17 protein-coding genes are annotated in these 16,789 nt (G+C 61.6%); 10 read left to right on the forward strand and 7 right to left on the reverse strand.

Features of this window, described 5'->3' with window-relative positions:
* Positions 1-15 precede the first annotated feature (15 nt).
* The 4 genes from acnA to KY495_RS16030 all read right to left on the reverse strand — a co-directional run bounded on the left by acnA (position 16) and on the right by KY495_RS16030 (position 6,317).
* A complete protein-coding gene (acnA, locus tag KY495_RS16015) occupies positions 16-2,724 on the reverse strand; it encodes an aconitate hydratase AcnA (protein ID WP_219880379.1) in 2,709 nt (902 codons plus the stop codon).
* 44 nt (positions 2,725-2,768) lie between these two features.
* Positions 2,769-4,250, reverse strand: a complete 1,482-nt coding sequence (locus tag KY495_RS24310; protein WP_307728191.1) for a hypothetical protein — start codon at positions 4,248-4,250, stop codon at positions 2,769-2,771.
* Positions 4,250-5,251 (reverse strand): CoA ester lyase, encoded by a 1,002-nt coding sequence (locus tag KY495_RS16025; RefSeq protein WP_219880380.1) that lies wholly within the window; start codon positions 5,249-5,251, stop codon positions 4,250-4,252. Before KY495_RS16025 ends, KY495_RS24310 begins: the two co-directional genes overlap by 1 nt.
* A 76-nt stretch (positions 5,252-5,327) precedes the next feature.
* Positions 5,328-6,317 carry a malate dehydrogenase gene (locus KY495_RS16030; RefSeq protein WP_219880381.1) on the reverse strand — a complete coding sequence of 330 codons (990 nt, stop codon included), beginning with the start codon at positions 6,315-6,317 and terminating at the stop codon, positions 5,328-5,330.
* Positions 6,318-6,660: 343 nt separating this feature from the next.
* On the opposite strand from KY495_RS16030, the gene KY495_RS16035 reads away from it, so the two are divergent.
* The 7 genes from KY495_RS16035 (at position 6,661) to KY495_RS16065 (ending at position 12,715) form a co-directional block, all read left to right on the forward strand.
* Positions 6,661-7,434, forward strand: a complete 774-nt coding sequence (locus KY495_RS16035; RefSeq protein WP_229518634.1) for a GntR family transcriptional regulator — start codon at positions 6,661-6,663, stop codon at positions 7,432-7,434.
* Between the two features lie 227 nt (positions 7,435-7,661).
* A complete protein-coding gene (gene sdhC / locus KY495_RS16040; protein WP_219880383.1) occupies positions 7,662-8,084 on the forward strand; it encodes a succinate dehydrogenase, cytochrome b556 subunit in 423 nt (140 codons plus the stop codon).
* Entirely contained in the window at positions 8,084-8,449 is a 366-nt protein-coding gene (gene sdhD / locus KY495_RS16045) for a succinate dehydrogenase, hydrophobic membrane anchor protein (protein WP_219880384.1), read from the forward strand. The genes sdhC and sdhD overlap by 1 nt, the downstream gene beginning before the upstream one ends.
* Positions 8,450-8,451: 2 nt before the next feature.
* A complete protein-coding gene (gene sdhA / locus KY495_RS16050) occupies positions 8,452-10,230 on the forward strand; it encodes a succinate dehydrogenase flavoprotein subunit (protein WP_219880385.1) in 1,779 nt (592 codons plus the stop codon).
* Between the two features lie 8 nt (positions 10,231-10,238).
* A complete protein-coding gene (locus tag KY495_RS16055) occupies positions 10,239-10,949 on the forward strand; it encodes a succinate dehydrogenase iron-sulfur subunit (RefSeq protein ID WP_219880386.1) in 711 nt (236 codons plus the stop codon).
* Positions 10,950-11,081: 132 nt separating this feature from the next.
* Complete coding sequence (locus tag KY495_RS16060; RefSeq protein WP_219880387.1) at positions 11,082-11,360, forward strand: succinate dehydrogenase assembly factor 2; 279 nt, start codon at positions 11,082-11,084, stop codon at positions 11,358-11,360.
* A gap of 53 nt (positions 11,361-11,413) precedes the next feature.
* On the forward strand, positions 11,414-12,715 hold the full coding sequence (locus KY495_RS16065; RefSeq protein WP_219880388.1) for a citrate synthase: 1,302 nt from the start codon (positions 11,414-11,416) through the stop codon (positions 12,713-12,715).
* A gap of 45 nt (positions 12,716-12,760) precedes the next feature.
* Here KY495_RS16065 and KY495_RS16070 read toward each other — a convergent pair whose 3' ends face one another.
* Positions 12,761-13,276, reverse strand: a complete 516-nt coding sequence (locus tag KY495_RS16070) for a hypothetical protein (protein ID WP_219880389.1) — start codon at positions 13,274-13,276, stop codon at positions 12,761-12,763.
* Between the two features lie 134 nt (positions 13,277-13,410).
* Between KY495_RS16070 and KY495_RS16075 the strand changes: the two genes are divergently transcribed.
* Together KY495_RS16075 and gluQRS are read left to right on the forward strand one after the other, a co-directional pair.
* On the forward strand, positions 13,411-13,956 hold the full coding sequence (locus KY495_RS16075) for a nuclear transport factor 2 family protein (protein WP_219880390.1): 546 nt from the start codon (positions 13,411-13,413) through the stop codon (positions 13,954-13,956).
* Positions 13,956-14,846, forward strand: coding sequence for a tRNA glutamyl-Q(34) synthetase GluQRS (gluQRS, locus tag KY495_RS16080; RefSeq protein ID WP_219880391.1), 891 nt, complete (start codon positions 13,956-13,958; stop codon positions 14,844-14,846). The genes KY495_RS16075 and gluQRS overlap by 1 nt, the downstream gene beginning before the upstream one ends.
* 9 nt (positions 14,847-14,855) lie before the next feature.
* Here gluQRS and KY495_RS16085 read toward each other — a convergent pair whose 3' ends face one another.
* Positions 14,856-15,356 carry a DUF421 domain-containing protein gene (locus KY495_RS16085; RefSeq protein WP_219880392.1) on the reverse strand — a complete coding sequence of 167 codons (501 nt, stop codon included), beginning with the start codon at positions 15,354-15,356 and terminating at the stop codon, positions 14,856-14,858.
* A 250-nt stretch (positions 15,357-15,606) separates the two neighbouring features.
* Between KY495_RS16085 and KY495_RS16090 the strand changes: the two genes are divergently transcribed.
* Positions 15,607-16,548, forward strand: coding sequence for a glycoside hydrolase family 75 protein (locus KY495_RS16090; RefSeq protein ID WP_219880393.1), 942 nt, complete (start codon positions 15,607-15,609; stop codon positions 16,546-16,548).
* Here KY495_RS16090 and KY495_RS16095 read toward each other — a convergent pair.
* Positions 16,539-16,778: an oxidoreductase-like domain-containing protein gene (locus tag KY495_RS16095; RefSeq protein ID WP_219880394.1), complete on the reverse strand. Its 240-nt coding sequence runs from the start codon at positions 16,776-16,778 to the stop codon at positions 16,539-16,541. The two genes, KY495_RS16090 and KY495_RS16095, sit on opposite strands and share 10 nt — an antisense overlap.
* Between the last annotated feature and the right edge of the window lie 11 nt (positions 16,779-16,789).

Consider the following 16,789-nt stretch of genomic DNA (forward strand, 5'->3'; position numbering starts at 1 on the left):
TTGCACAAGATTGCGTTAAGCCGCAAGCAGTTGGCGCAAGACAAACGGCAAAATACCGCCGTGCTTGTAGTAGTCGACTTCGATCGGGGTATCGATACGCAGCAGAACCTTCACCTCCTGCACATCGCCATTGGCGCGGTGAATGACCAGGGTAGCGAGCTGCTGTGGCTTGATCTCGCCTTCCAGGCCTTTCAGGTCGAACGTCTCGTTACCGGTGATGTTAAGCGTCTGCACGCTGTCCTCGCCGATAAACTGCAGCGGCAGCACGCCCATGCCAACCAGGTTGGAACGGTGAATACGCTCGAACGAACGGGTGATGACCGCCTTCACGCCCAACAGCTGCGTACCCTTGGCCGCCCAGTCGCGCGAGGAACCAGTGCCATACTCTTCACCGCCAAATACCATGGTCGGCACGCCGTCGGCCACATATTTCATGGCCGCGTCGTAGATCGACATCTGCTCGCCGCTCGGCTGGTGAATCGTAATGCCGCCTTCGACCGCCGAACCATCAGGCTTGGCCGGAATCATGCGGTTCTTGATACGCACGTTGGCAAAGGTGCCGCGCATCATGATCTCGTGATTGCCGCGGCGCGAACCGTACGAGTTGAAGTCTGCCTTCTGCACGCCGTTCGCGAGCAGCCACTTGCCCGCCGGGCCGCTTTCCTGGATCGAGCCTGCCGGCGAAATGTGGTCGGTGGTGATCGAGTCGCCGAACACGCCCAGTGCGCGTGCGCCGGTGATGCCGGTGGCCGCTGCCTTTGGCGTCATCTCGAAGCCTTCAAAGAAGGGCGGCTCGGCGATGTAGGTCGATTTTGGCCAGTTGTACACCTGGCCTTCGGTCGACGACACGTTTTGCCACAGCTTGCCGGGGTTGCCCTTGACGTCGGCGTAGTTCTTCTTGAAGACTTCCGAATTCATGGCGAACTTCATCAGCTGGCCGATTTCCTTCGAGGTCGGCCAGATGTCGCCCAGGTAGACATCCTTGCCGTCCGTGCCCCGGCCGACTGGCTCGCTCATCAGGTCGCGCGTCATATTGCCGGCAATGGCGTACGCCACGACCAGCGGCGGCGAGGCCAGAAAGTTCGAGCGGATGTTCGGGTGAATACGTGCTTCGAAATTGCGGTTGCCCGACAGGACAGCCGACGCGACGATGTCGTGTTCCACGATGGCGGCATTCATTTCCGGCGTCAGGTCACCGGCATTGCCGATGCAGGTGGTGCAGCCGTATGCGGCCACGCCAAAGCCCAGCTTTTCCAGGTATGGCAACAGGCCGGCGGCGCTCAGGTACTCCGTCACTACGCGCGAGCCAGGAGCCAGCGACGTCTTGATGTGCGGAGCCACCGTCAGTCCCGCTTCGACGGCCTTCTTGGCCAGCAGGCCTGCGGCCAGCAGCACGCTCGGATTCGAGGTGTTGGTGCAGGAGGTGATAGCGGCAATCAGGACGTCGCCATTGCGCACCTGGACGCCATTGGCGGTGGTGTAGTGCGACGTCAGGTCCATCGGGTTCTTGTTGAAACCGTTTTCCGTGGTCGGCTTGGAGAACAGTTCCGTAAAGTTGTTCTTGACGTTGCCGATTTCAATGCGGTCCTGTGGGCGTTTCGGGCCTGCCAGCGACGGGGTGACGGTGGCCAGGTCGAGCGCGACGACGCGGGTGTAGTCGATCTCGCCTTCCTGTGGCACGCCGTACATGCCCTGGGCCTTGAAGTAATTCTTGAATGCGACGATTTCTTCTTCGGTGCGGCCGGTACCTTCAAAGTATTCGATGGTCGCGTCATCAACCGGGAAGAAGCCCATCGTGGCGCCGTATTCCGGTGCCATGTTGGCGATGGTCGCGCGGTCGGTCAGCGACAGCGTCTCGGTACCGGCACCAAAGAATTCAACGAACTTGCCAACCACTTTTTCACGGCGCAGCATTTCGGTGATGGTCAGTACCAGGTCGGTGGCGGTGCAGCCTTCGCGCAGCGCGCCGGTCAGGTTCACGCCGATGACGTCGGGAGTCAGGAAATAGACGGGCTGGCCCAGCATGCCGGCTTCAGCTTCAATGCCGCCCACGCCCCAGCCAACCACGCCGATACCGTTGATCATGGTGGTGTGCGAGTCGGTGCCGACCAGGGTGTCAGGGTAGTAGGTGTCGCCGGCCTTGTGCACGCCGCGCGCCAGGTACTCCAGGTTCACCTGGTGAACAATGCCGAAGCCTGGTGGCACCACGCCAAAGGTGTCGAAGGCTTGCATGCCCCACTTCATGAACTGATAGCGTTCCTGGTTGCGCGAGAACTCCAGCTTCATGTTCAGGTCGAGCGCTTTAGGATCGCGGTAGTGGTCGATGGTGACGGAGTGGTCAACCACCAGGTCCACCGGGACCAGCGGTTCGATGTTCTTCGGGTCCATGCCCATCTTGTTGGCGACATTGCGCATCGCTGCCAGGTCGGCCAGCAGCGGCACGCCGGTGAAGTCCTGCAGCACAACGCGCGCAACGACGAACGGGATCTCGTCTGTACGGTCGGCGTTGGGACCCCAGTTCGCCAATTGCCTGACGTGTTCTTCAGTGACCTTCTTGCCGTCGCAATTGCGCAGCACGGATTCGAGAACGACACGGATCGACACCGGCAGGCGCGAGACGTTGACACCCAGGCTTTTCTCCAGCGCGGGCAGCGAGTAGAACTTGCCTTTCTGGCCGGCCGACAGTTTGAAATCCTTGAGCGTGTTCAGTGTGTTGCGGGACATGACCTCTCCTTCAGTGGGGTATTTTGTTATTGACTGCTTGATGACTATTGCTTGATCTCGGGTTCCGTCGCCACGGGCTTGCCTGCAGCAGGCTTGGCATCGGCCGCACCAGGCGGCACACGCGGCTCATACGTTTTGTAGACAGGCTGCGCTGCCGGTGCCGGAGCCGCTGGCGCTGCCGTAGCAGCAGGCGCCGGCACTGCAGGCTGCGCTGCGGGCAACTGGGACGATGCTGGAACCGGCGCTGCTTGCGCTGGCGCCGCCGCAGGGGCCGGCGGCGTAAGCGGAGCGGCTACAGGGCCGGCAGCGGGAGCAGCAGCAGGAGCGGGAGCCGCAGCAGGGGCAGCAGGGGCAGCAGGGGCAGCAGGGGCAGCAGGGGCAGCAGGAGCGGCAGGAGCGGCAGGAGCAGCGGAAGCGGCAGCCGCCGGAGCCGTCGCAGGACGTGCTGGCGCGGCGGGCGCTACCACCGCTGCCGGAGCCGCCGGAGCCGCTGGCGTTACCGCTGGGCTTACCGCGGGCGTGACACCGTTCGCAGGCGCAGCCGCCGGTGCGGCAGGAGCCGCAGCTGGCGCTGGAGCAACCGCAGGCCGTGCAGCTGGTGCAGGAGCAGGCGACACCGGCACAGGCGCCGCCGAGCCGGCCGGCGCCGCGATCAAGGGCTTCACTTCCGGCAGCACGAACTGCATCGGTGCTGCGGCGATAACTGGTGCCGCCGGTGAAGCAATCAGCGGTTTTACTTCTGGCAGCGCACCAGAGGCGAGAGCAAGCGGTGGGGCCACGGCAACCGGGGCAGCCGCCACGGCAACCGGCGCAGCAGCTGTTACAGGCGTAGCTGCAGTCACAGGTGCGGCTGCTGGCACAGGTGCAGCTGCGGCGGCTGCCACCGGCGCCACCGCGACGACCGGAGCGGAAGCCACAGTTGCAGCGACGGGGGCGGCAGCGGCCACCGGGGCCGCAGCAGTAACAGGTGTCGCCGCAGCGGCAGCCAGCGGCGCGGCGGCAATAACCGGCACAGCCGCAGTGACCACCGGTGCAGCCGGCGCAGCACCGGCAAGGAACATCGGATTATCCTGGTCAGTCTTGCACTCGTTCGCCAGCTGGCGATTGAGCTTGGAGTCAAGCAGCATGCCCTTGGCAGGAATGCCGATCCACACCAGGCCGTAATTGCGATTCTCGTAGCGCTGGGCGCCTGTGGTGGTGCCCACCCGCGTCAGGCGGTGCAGGCGCTTGCGCCAGCGAACCGCGATCGAATCGACCTGACTGTCATGACTATAGACCGTCACCACGTTGCCAAGTTCGCAGTTAAACTGCACTACCTTGTTGTCCGTGATATCGGGTTCATCTTCCGGCGTCGTGGCTACTGGCGCGTCGTCATCGACTGCCTTGGCTTTGGCCTTGGGTTTTGCTTTCGGTTTGGCCTTGGCCGTTTTCTTTGCCTCTTGTGCCTGCGCGGGGAGCGCGCATAGCGAACTGCCCGCCACGGCAATGCCAAGGGCGAGCAGGGTTTTGCTAATCAGGTGAGCCATCAGGTGGATTCCGTGTGTGTGTCGTGATTGACAAGTGCGATGGCGGCGTCGGGCAGGGCCAGGCCAGCCAGCTTCGCGCGCTGGAGAACACTCCAATAATAGCGATAGCTGGCGCGGTCGTGCAAGCGCCCGTTTTGGGCGGTCGGACCCCAGTTTGCCTTGATGGCTTCGGTCAGTATGTTGGTGGCTTCGTGTACTTCCGACAAGCGTGGTGTAAAAGCTTTAATGATCGGCTTGATCTGGTCGGGGTGGATGCTCCACATCCGCGTAAAGCCAAACTCGGCCGCGGCGCGCTGGGCATCGTTGGCCACCACGGCCGTATCCTTGATTTCGGTGGTCACATTGTGCGACGGAATCTTGCCATGCGCATGGCAGGCAGCAACGATTTCCAGCTTGGCGCGCACTACCAGCGGGTGCTGAAACTGGCCCGGCGTGCGCATCGCATTTGCGGGAATGGCGCCGTAGTGGGCTGATACAAAATCCATAATGCCAAATGACAGGCATTCAACTTGCGGCAGGGCGGCGATGGCATAGGCATCGCGCAGCGCGCCGTGCGTTTCAATCAACACGTGTACCGGCAGCATGGCCGTGCGTCCGCCCTTGGCGGCATGCTTGTTGATCAATTCGATGGCGCGTGCGACGTCTTCCACGCTGTCGGCTTTTGGCAACACAACATACGCCAGCTTGCTCGCGGCGCCGCCAACGATGAAGGCCACATCGCCTTCGAAAAATTCGCTGGACTGATCGTGCACACGCACGCCGATGCGGTTATGGCAATTGCTCTCGTCGTTGAGCAGGCGCACCACCAGCTGGGCGTGCTCAAGCTCTTCGCCGGCGCTGGCGCCGTCTTCGCAATCGAAGGTGATGTCAAACAGGGGGCCAAGCTCTTGTTGCAGAGCCATCGACTTGCGCATCAGCTTTTCCGAACCGGCGTAGTGATCGCAGGCGGGAAGCAGAAGGGGCTGTCGTTTGCCCTGGAATAAAACCTCGGAAGGATGCATTTTTCTCTTTTCAGCCGTGACGGCGAACGTGACAGCGCCCATGCCGCCTTTGCAAGCGGCACGGGCGCATCCTTACTTAAGCGAGCAGGTGGGCAACGCCCTCGCGCTCTTCGGTCAGTTCCTTGAGCGTGAGGTTGATGCGCTCTTGCGAGAACTCGTCGATGGCCAGGCCCTGGACAATGCTGTACTCGCCGTTGGCTACCGTGACCGGGAAGCCGAACATGGTGCCTTCAGGGATGCCGTACGAGCCATCCGAAGGAATGCCCATGGTGGTCCACTTGCCGTCGGTGCCGACGTGCCAGTCGTGCATGTGGTCGATGGCGGCATTGGCTGCCGAGGCGGCCGAGGACAGGCCGCGCGCTTCGATGATGGCGGCGCCGCGCTTGCCCACGGTTGGCAGGAAGGTGTCGCGGTTCCAGGCGTCGTCGCCGATCATGTCCTTGACCGAGGCGCCGTCAATGGTGGCAAAGCGGTAGTCGGCGTACATGGTTGGCGAGTGGTTGCCCCACACGCACAGCTTTTCGATCGATGCCACTGGCTTGCCGGTCTTGGCCGCAACCTGCGACAGGGCGCGGTTGTGGTCCAGGCGCAGCATGGCGGTGAAGTTCTTGGCCGGCAGCGACGGCGCCGATTTCATGGCGATGTAGGCATTGGTGTTGGCCGGGTTGCCCACCACCAGGACCTTGACGTTGCGCGAAGCAACCGCGTCCAGGGCCTTGCCCTGTACCGTGAAGATCTGGGCATTGGCTTCCAGCAGGTCCTTGCGCTCCATACCGGGGCCGCGCGGGCGGGCGCCGACGAGCAGGGCGAAGTCGGCATCCTTGAACGCGGTCATCGGGTCGGAATGGGCAGTCATGCCGGCCAGCAGCGGGAAGGCGCAGTCGTCGATTTCCATCATGACGCCCTTGAGCGCTTTCTGGGCCTTTTCGTCGGCAATTTCCAGCAATTGCAGGATGACCGGCTGGTCCTTGCCCAGCATGTCGCCGTTAGCGATGCGGAACAGCAGGGAATAACCGATTTGACCGGCCGCGCCGGTGACGGCAACGCGCATTGGGGTTTTAGCCATGTGAATCTCCAAGTGGGAATGAAAACTGTGAAGCCGGTGTCTGCACACCTGTACGCTTGTTCGGAAAACCATAATGATACCAAAACCGGAACCGATACAGCTCTCAGTCAGGGCACCTGCATGGCCGCGCGCGCGTAGGCCGGATGGACCGGGAGTGTAGGCGTGCATGGCCCATCTGTCAATTCATATCATATGTCTTATATAAGACACATAACGTAGAGGGTTTATTACTAGACTGCATCGGTCATTTGTGGTGAAATCAGCGTCTATGAATCCAGTCACCACGCTCCCGAAAGACGCCAATGGTACACCGGCCAGCGGGACCGGCGCACCCGCTACGGGCATGCCCGCTGCCGGTACGCCCGCCGGTGCTGGCGCTGGCGCCGCTGCCATCGCCGCCAGTCCCACCTTCAGCCCCCTGTACCAGCAGATCAAGGCCCTCATCACCCAGGGCCTGCAGTCGGGCGAGTGGAAGCCCGGCGAGATGATTCCGAGCGAAGTGGAGCTGGCCGGGCGCTTCAAGGTCAGCCAGGGCACGGTGCGCAAGGCCATCGATGAACTGGCGGCTGAAAATCTGGTCTCGCGCCGCCAGGGCAAGGGCACGTTTGTGGCAACGCACCATGAGGCGCGGGCCCATTTCCGCTTCCTGCGCCTGATGCCCGACGAAGGCGTGCCCCATCACCCGGAAAACCGCATCATCGAAGTGCGCCGCATGCGCGCGCCGGCTGAGGTGGCGCGCCTGCTGGACTTGAAATCCGGCGACGCGGTGGTCTACATCAAGCGTGTCATGGCCTTTGACGGCGCCCCCACCATCCTGGAAGAGCTGTGGCTGCCGGGCCTGCTGTTCAAGGGTCTCACGGCAGAGCGCCTGGTGGAATACAAGGGGCCCATGTACGGTCTGTTTGAATCGGAATTTGGCACCCGCATGATCCGCGCCAGCGAAAAGATCCGCGCCGTGGCCGCCGATGCCGCCGCAGCCCAGTATCTGCAGGTGGAAGAGGGTACGCCGCTATTGTGCGCCGAGCGCGTTTCGTTTACCTATGGCGACAAGGCGGTGGAACTGCGGCGCGGCATTTACCTGACGGCGCACCACCATTACCAGAACGATCTGTCGTGAGCGGCCTTCGGCGAACCGCGATTGTCCCGCCTTGGTATTGACATCCGGCCCGGCGGTCAGCACGAAATATGCATAGCGATTAAACTGTTTGCTGCTCAAAAATCACACAAAGTTGCGCAATCAGCCGATATTTTTCCTTAAGTGCAATTTAGATATTGGTGCGGCACACAAAAATTGGCGATAATGTCGAGTTGTACATTTACAAGTCAGTCAAGGGGAGGTCTCTTATGTCCGAAGCCGTGAAAGAAGTTCCAAAAAAAGAGCGGCGCGAGTTCCGTAATATTCACATCACGGAATTACCGAATTACCGTTTGCCGCCAGCCGGCTGGGTATCGATCCTGCACCGCGTCAGCGGCGCCGGCCTGTTCCTGGCACTGCCGTTCCTGCTCTACCTGTTCCAGCAGAGCGTGCAGTCCGAAATGACTTACGCCTACATCCGCGGCGTGATGGAAAACCCGCTCGTCAAGCTGGTCCTGCTGGGCCTGATCTGGGCCTATATGCAGCACTTCTGCGCCGGCTTCCGCCACCTGTTCATGGACATGCACTGGGCGCTGGAAAAAGAATCCTCGCGCAACAGCGCCATTGCCGTGCTGGTCGTCAGCCTGTTGCTGACCGCACTGGCCGGCCTCAAACTGTTTGGAGTATTTTAATGGCTAAGAATAACATCGGGCAAAATCGCCTGGTCGTCGGCGCCCACTATGGCCTGAAAGACTGGCTGGCCCAGCGCATCACCGCCATCGTCATGGCCGTCTACACCTTTGTCCTGCTCGGCGCCTTCCTGACCGGTCAGAATTTCACTTACGAAGGCTGGGCTTCCCTGTTTGCCCAGCAGTGGTTCAAGCTGTTCAGCCTGGTCACCTTCCTGGCGCTGTATTACCACGCCTGGGTTGGCATGCGCGACATCTGGATGGATTACGTCAAGCCGGTCGGCATTCGCCTGACCCTGCAGATCATCACCATCCTGTGGCTGGTCGCTTGCGCCTTCTACACCGTACAAATTCTCTGGGGACTGTAATCGTGTCGGCAATTAAAAAAGGTTTACCAACACGCCGCTTCGATGCGGTCATCATCGGCGCCGGCGGCTCCGGCATGCGCGCCTCGCTGCAGCTGGCCGAAGCAGGCCTCAATGTCGCGGTGCTGTCCAAAGTGTTCCCCACCCGTTCCCACACCGTGGCAGCGCAGGGCGGCATCGGCGCATCGCTCGGCAACATGAGCGAGGACGACTGGTACTGGCACATGTTCGACACCGTCAAGGGTGGCGACTATCTGGGCGACCAGGATGCGATTGAATTCATGTGCCGCGAAGCGCCCAAGGTCGTCTACGAGCTTGAACACTTCGGCATGCCTTTCGACCGCAACCCGGACGGCACCATTTACCAGCGTCCGTTCGGCGGCCACACCGCCAATTTCGGCGAAAAGCCGGTGCAGCGCGCCTGCGCCGCGGCCGACCGTACCGGCCACGCCCTGCTGCACACCCTGTACCAGCGCAACGTGCGCGCCCGCACCCACTTCTTTGTCGAGTGGATGGCCATTGACATCATCCGCGACGCCGAGGGCGATTGCGTGGGCGTAGTCGCCCTTGAGATGGAAACCGGCGAATGCATGATCCTGGAAGCGAAGACCACCATCTTCGCCACCGGCGGCGCCGGCCGCATTTTCGCCGCCTCCACAAATGCCTTCATCAATACCGGCGACGGCATGGGCATGGCGGCACGCGCCGGCCTGCCGCTGCAGGACATGGAATTCTGGCAGTTCCACCCCACCGGCGTGTCCGGCGCGGGCGTGTTGATCACCGAAGGCGTGCGCGGCGAAGGCGGCATCCTGATCAACAGCGAAGGCGAGCGTTTCATGGAGCGCTATGCGCCGACCCTGAAGGACCTGGCGCCGCGCGACTTCGTGTCGCGCTCGATGGACCAGGAAATCAAGGAAGGCCGTGGCTGTGGTCCCAACAAGGACCACGTGCTGCTGGACCTGCGCCACATCGGCGCCGACACCATTGAAAAGCGCCTGCCGTCGATTCTCGAAATCGGCCACAAGTTCGCCAACGTGGACGCGACCAAGGAACCGATTCCCGTTGTGCCGACCATTCACTACCAGATGGGCGGCATCCCGACCAACATCTACGGCCAGGTGGTCGCGCCCAAGGATGGCAATCCAGTCGCCATCGTCAATGGCCTGTATGCGATTGGCGAATGCGCCTGCGTGTCGGTCCACGGCGCCAACCGCCTGGGCACCAACTCGCTGCTGGACCTGATCGTGTTTGGCCGCGCCGCGGGCAACCACGTGGTGGCATCGAACCTGAAGCAGAAGGAAAACAAGCCGCTGCCGAAGGATGCCGCCGATTTCGCCATGGAGCGCATGAACCGCCTGGAGACCTCCACCGGTTCGGAAAAAGTGCAGGGCGTCGCCAACGACATCCGCGCCACGATGCAGAAGTATTGCGGCGTGTTCCGTACCGACGCGCTGCTGCAGCAGGGCTACAAGGAAATCATGGTGCTCGACGAGCGCCGCAAGCATGTCTCGTTCAAGGACAAGTCCAAGGTCTTCAACACCGCCCGCGTGGAAGCGCTGGAACTGGACAACCTCATTGAAACGGCCAAGGCCACCATCGCATCGGCCGTGGCACGCAAGGAGTCGCGCGGCGCCCACGCGCACAGCGACTACCCTGAGCGCAACGATGAAGTCTGGATGAAGCACACGCTGTTCTACTCGGAGGGCAACCGCCTTGAGTACAAGCCTGTGATCACCAAGCCGCTGACGGTCGATACCTTCAAGCCGAAACCACGTACTTTCTAAGGTCAGCCATGACACGCACCGTAAAACTGAAAATCTACCGTTACGATCCGGACCGTGACGCCAAGCCGTACATGCAGGACGTGACGGTGGAGCTGCAGGACACCGACAAGATGCTGCTCGACGCCCTGCAGCGCATCAAGTCCGATGTCGATGACTCGATCGCCCTGCGCCGCTCGTGCCGTGAAGGCGTGTGCGGTTCCGACGCCATGAACATCAATGGCAAGAACGGCCTGGCCTGCACCACCAACCTGAACGAACTGACCCAGCCGATCGTGCTGCGGCCGCTGGCCGGCCTGCCGGTCATCCGCGACCTGATCGTGGACATGACCCAGTTCTTCAAGCAGTACGATTCGATCAAGCCCTACCTGATCAATGACTCTATTCCGCCGGAAAAAGAGCGCCTGCAGACCCCGGCCGAGCGCGAAGAGCTCGACGGCCTGTACGAGTGCATCCTGTGCGCCTGCTGCTCCACTTCGTGCCCGTCGTTCTGGTGGAACCCGGACAAGTTCGTCGGCCCGGCCGGCCTCTTGCAAGCCTACCGCTTCATCGCCGACTCGCGCGACGAAGCCACCGGCGCGCGCCTGGACAACCTGGAAGACCCGTACCGCCTGTTCCGCTGCCACTCGATCATGAATTGCGTGGATGTGTGCCCGAAGGGCTTGAATCCCAACAAGGCAATTGGCAAGATCAAGGAATTGATGGTGCGCCGCGCCATTTAAGCGCGGCGAGCTGTTGTTCCAGGCTGTCCCCGCGCGTTCCTGTGCGAACGCGCGGTTTCGTTACCGTAAAAGTACTGTACTGCCGAAATCCGGCAGCGGGAGTATGATGTTGACAAGACGACGGGCTCAAGAGTGACCTCAAGTGTAACTACGCATCAATCCGATCCCGCCAACCGCTCCCGGCTGCGCTGGCGCAGCCGCCGCGGCCTGCTCGAGAACGACATCCTGCTCACCCGCTTCCTGGATGCGCATGAGGAAAGTCTTACCGACGAGGAAGTAGATGCGCTCACGCGCCTGCTGGATCTGGCGGACAACCCGCTCCTGGATCTGATCCTTGGCCGCAGCGAGCCCGAAGGTGACGTCGACCTGCCGCATGTGCGCGCCTTGCTGGCACGCCTGCGCCAGGCTTAACCAAGTTTCGTAATTTTTATTTTGAAGACCTCACCTCCCAAGAAGGAAGTGCCATGAACATCTCTGATACAAAAGCAACACTGTCCTTTTCCGATGGCAGCGCGCCCATCGACATGCCGATCTACAAGGGCACCGTCGGCCCGGACGTCATCGACATCCGCAAGCTGTACGGCCAGACCGGCAAGTTCACGTATGACCCAGGCTTCATGTCGACGGCGGCGTGTAACTCCAGCATCACCTACATTGACGGCGACAAGGGCGAGCTGCTGTACCGCGGCTACCCGATCGAGCAGCTGGCCGTCAATTGCGACTTCCTGGAAACCTGCTACCTGCTGCTGAATGGCGAACTGCCGAACAAGGCAGAGAACCAGAAGTTCAGCGACACCGTCACCAAGCACACCATGGTGCACGAGCAGATGCAATTTTTCTTCCGCGGCTTCCGCCGCGACGCGCACCCGATGTCGGTGCTGGTCGGCACCGTGGGCGCGCTGGCCTCGTTCTACCACGATTCGCTCGACATCAACGACCCGCATCACCGCGAAGTGTCGGCCATCCGCCTGATCGCCAAGATGCCGACCCTGGTGGCCATGTCGTACAAGTATTCGATCGGCCAGCCGTTCGTCTATCCGCGCAACGACCTGTCGTACAGCGCCAACTTCATGCGCATGATGTTCGGTAATCCGTGCGAAGAGTACGTTGTCAACGACGTGCTGGTACGGGCTCTGGACCGCATCCTGATCCTGCACGCAGACCACGAGCAGAACGCCTCGACCTCGACCGTCCGCCTGGCCGGCTCGTCGGGCGCCAATCCGTTTGCCTGTATCGCTGCCGGTATCGCCTGCCTGTGGGGCCCGGCACACGGCGGCGCCAACGAAGCGGCACTGAACATGCTCAAGGAAATCGGCACCGTCGAGAACATTCCTGACTTCATCGCCAAGGTGAAAGACAAGAATTCCGGCGTCAAGCTGATGGGCTTTGGCCACCGCGTGTACAAGAACTTTGACCCACGTGCCAAGCTGATGCGTGAAACCTGCCACGAAGTGCTGGCAGAACTGGGCCTGCAGGATGACCCGCTGTTCAAGCTGGCCATGGCGCTGGAAAAGATCGCCCTGGAAGACGAATACTTCGTCTCGCGCAAGCTGTATCCAAACGTGGACTTCTACTCGGGTATCGTGCAGTCGGCACTGGGTATTCCGGTATCGCTGTTTACCGGTATTTTCGCCATGGCCCGTACCATCGGCTGGATCGCCCAGTGGAACGAAATGATTTCGGACCCGGAGCAGAAGATCGGCCGTCCGCGCCAGCTCTTCATCGGCGCCACCACGCGCGACGTCAAGCCGATCGAGCAGCGTTAAGCGGTACCGGCACTGAGAAAAAAGCGAGCTTCGAGCTCGCTTTTTTCATGGGACGCACTTGCCGCGCAAGAAGGCGACCGGGATGAATGGCAGGGCCAGCAGACCGCCGAAGATGAAGGTGTTCTGGTGCTTGAGGCCATCCTGGCTCAGGCAGCCGGGTTTCTTGGCTGCGATGAAGCCTTTTTCAAAGCGCTCATATTTGTTGAGCTTCATGTCCGGGTTCGAACTCATGGTATAGCGCTCGGGAATGGCGGCCGCCTTGGCTGCGGCCTTGGCCTGCGCGGCTTCGCGCTCGTCGTCGACGATCAGCGTTTCGCGCACGGCGCGCCGGATCACAGTGTCTGACGGCACTACCGGTTTGGCCCAATTGGGTGAAAGCGGCACCGGTTCGCCCGCCGCAGTAGAATCCCCAGTGGTCTCCCGCGTGCCGCCTGGGGCCGGTGCTGCCGGTGCTGCCGGTGCTGCCTGTGGCGGCTGGAGGGGCGCCCTGGCAACGGCGGCTGCCACGTCCTGCGCGCCCAGCGCTGCGGCGAGAATGCCGATGGCAAGATGATGGGACATGAAGATCCTTGGGTGGTGGTGTTGGCCTATTGACACAGATACTACAGGTGACCATGAACAAATGCCCATGTTTTTAAAATAGTTACATTTTTGCGTGAGTGTACAATCAATCGTCTTCCGAACAGGCAATAACAATGAAAAAATTTATTCTTACTCTTTTGCTGCTGGCCGTCAGCGTTGGCGCTCAGGCGCAGAGTGTGCCTCTTGACACGGCTTATCGCAAGCAGATCAACGCCTTTATCGATGAATGGCACGATGATGCGGCCCATGCCCGCATGGCGTACTTTGACAAGATTGCGCCCAACGGCATTTATATCGGCACCGACAAGACCGAGCTGTGGAACCGCGAGCAGTTCAAGGCATGGGCCAAGCGCTTCTTTGACCGCAAATCGGCATGGTCGTTCAAGGCGACCAAGCGCAACGTCTACATGTCGGCTGACAAAAAGTTTATCTGGTTCGACGAACTGCTTGATACCCAGATGGGGCCGTGCCAGGCCAGCGGGGTCATTCGCAAGACCGACAAGGGTTTCGAGATCGAACATTATCAGCTGTCCATTGCCGTTCCCAACGAGGTGGCGGACCAGGTCACCAAACTGGTCAAGGAATTTGAATCGCGCCCGGCGCAAGCCAAGCCCGCGGAGGGCAAGCCAGCTGCGGCCAAGACCGTGCCGAAGGGTTGATGCAGGTGCAGCCGGAGCGGTACGTCGGGCGTTTCGCGCCATCGCCATCCGGCCTGCTGCACGCCGGTTCGCTGGTGGCGGCCGTGGCCAGCTACCTGGACGCCCGGGCCCACCATGGACAATGGCTGGTGCGCATGGAAGATGTGGATGAAGGGCGCGTGGCCGCGGGTGCCGCCGACGCCATCCTCGACCTGCTGCCGCGCCTGGGCATGCAGTGGGATGGCGAGGTGGTGTGGCAGAGCCGGCGCAAGCACCTGTACCAGGCTGCGTTCGAGCGCCTGGGCGCGCATGCCTATCCGTGCGGCTGCAACCGGCGCGAGATTGCCGATTCGCGCCTGGGCGTGGCGCCCGACGGCGCGGCCATCTATCCCGGCACCTGCCGCCACGGCCTGCCGCCGGGGCGCAGCATGCGCAGCCTGCGGGTGCGCGTTCCCGAACCGGGGATGGACGCTATCTCGTTTGCCGACCGTCTGGCCGGCCCGGTCATCCAGCATTTGGCGCGCGATGCAGGCGACTTCGTCCTCAGGCGTGCCGACGGCTTCTGGGCCTATCAGCTGGCAGTGGTGGTCGATGATGCCCAGCAGGGCGTGACGGACGTGGTGCGCGGCGCCGACCTGCTCGACTCCACGCCGCGCCAGATCTACCTCCAGCGCCTGCTGGGCGTGCCGACGCCGCGCTACCTGCACGTGCCGGTGGTCAGAAATGCCGATGGCGACAAGCTGTCCAAGCAGACCGGCGCCACAGCCGTCACCGTCAACAGCGCCGGCGAAGCGCTTGCCGTGCTGCAGCAGTGCGCCCGGTTCCTCGATCTTGACGTTTGCTCCTGCGCCGATGTCCCATCTTTCTGGGCTGCTGCGGCGGCGGCGTGGGCCCGCCGCTTCGTGGCTTAGGCTGCTGCCTTAGCGCTTGTTCGTCCCTTTCTCGTCGTCACTGTGGGACGCTTCCTTCTTCTGGATAGTGATGTTGCCGTCAGCTTCCAGGTAGACGTGGCCCATCTCTTCGAGCTTGCAGTCTGCTTCACGCAGCGCCTCGCTCACTTCCGTATCCGACAGCCGGCATTTCTTGAGCACGTCCTTGAAGATCTTGCCGTTTCGTCCCAGCAGGACCGCCGTGCCGTCGAGCGCGTCGGACATGATCTTGCTGCGGGAAGTCAGCCAGGCCGCGCCCATGTTCAGGCAAACCAATGTGGCGGCCAGGATCAGGCCCCCGCTGACGGATTCCTCGCCGGCCGTGAGCGAGCCTGTTACTGCTTCACTGAGCAGCATCACCACCAGCAGGTCGAAAGGCGTGAACTGGCCGATGGTGCGCCGGCCCGACACCCGCACCATCAGCAGCAGGGCGCAAAAGACCAGCGCAGCCCGGACCACAAGTTCCCACCATGGCGTATCGAGTTCGAACATGACCTGCTCCTGACCGTTGTTGATGTCATATTGTAGAGATCTTCCGGGCCCAACATGCTTTCCCTGGACCAATCGCGCGTGCCAGACTGCGCGTCGCCACGCGGCTTGGTAGCCAGCAAAAGTCGTAAATAATTTGTAAAAAAGCAACGCGTAGCGCAAATATCTTGTGCAATTAATAACGATCAGCAATCATTGATTCGATGTACCTGCCGCGCAGTTTTTCGTGAAAACTCAAGCAGAAGGGGATTGTATGAGACGGTTAATCTTTGTCAGCTGCACCGCGCTGCTTGCCGCAGTGTGCTCATCGGCAATCGCGGTCGAGTGCGCCATGTCAGAAGCGTTCAAGCAGCCAGACAGCAACGCCAGGAAACAGTTGACCTCGGTATGGCAAGACAGTGACGCATCGTCGCTGCTGTTCGTTGAATCGCTCAACGTCAACACCGATGGCACGCGCCGATCCTACAAGGTGGATGATTTCTGGGGCGAAAAAGAAGCCTTCAACAATCTGTGCAATGCGATGAGTGATGCCTGCCGGGGACTCAAAACAGAAGCAGAGCAGCGCGGCCGGCGCATCATCACCCAGACAGCGGCCGCCAACGGGTGGCCCCGTGACCAATTGGCGCTTACGAAAATCTCTTCCTCCATTATTCCCTTCAGAGACGGCAAACCATGCCCGCCCAAAGACGGTTACCTGATATCGGCAACGTCTTTGCACAACCCGGAGGTCCAAGACGTATGCGATATCGACCGCTATGTCGACGCACTGGTCACGCCGGCCCTGGTCCTGCCGAAACCGCCTAAAGGAAAAAACCTGTCGCGATTTGGCAAGCTCAACGCGAAGATTGGCGATCTGGTGGTGGCCATGGTGCCAGGATCGCTGCAGCCGGTGTTTGCCGTGGTGGGCGACCACGGTCCGGCAGACGCCCTGGGCGAGGGATCGATCGCGCTGAACGGTCAGTTACTCGGCAAGACGGCGCTGCCCGTCAATTATCGCGAAATCCGGGGCAGGGCGCCGTATCGGGGGCAGGGCTGGACCGTGCCGAAATCGATTGTGCTGATTTTTCCCGGCACGCGCGACCAGAACGCGCCTTACCTGACGCCAGAGCGCATCAACGCCGCAGCCCGGGAACGCTTTGAATCGTGGGGCGGAGTCGGGCGCATGTACGCGTGCGCGGCAGCCTATCAGGACTGAGTATCGCGCGCTGACGGCTTAACGTCGCTGGCCTGCCTTTGCTGATGGCGCGCCTGCCATGCCCGCAGCCGGGTTTGATAGCGCTCCAGCGCGTCCTCATAGAGGTCCAGGATGCAGGGCGTGCATCCGCTGCGGCAGCAGTCCTCCAGCGCGGGCGGCGCCGGAGGCAGCGGGCAGGGGTCCGTTGCCGGGGGCGGCGGAGCGGGCATTTTTCGTGGTGGTCTGCTCATCGCCACAACTT

Origin of the sequence: Massilia sp. PAMC28688, from assembly GCF_019443445.1 — a bacterium.
Lineage (GTDB): Bacteria > Pseudomonadota > Gammaproteobacteria > Burkholderiales > Burkholderiaceae_D > Telluria_A.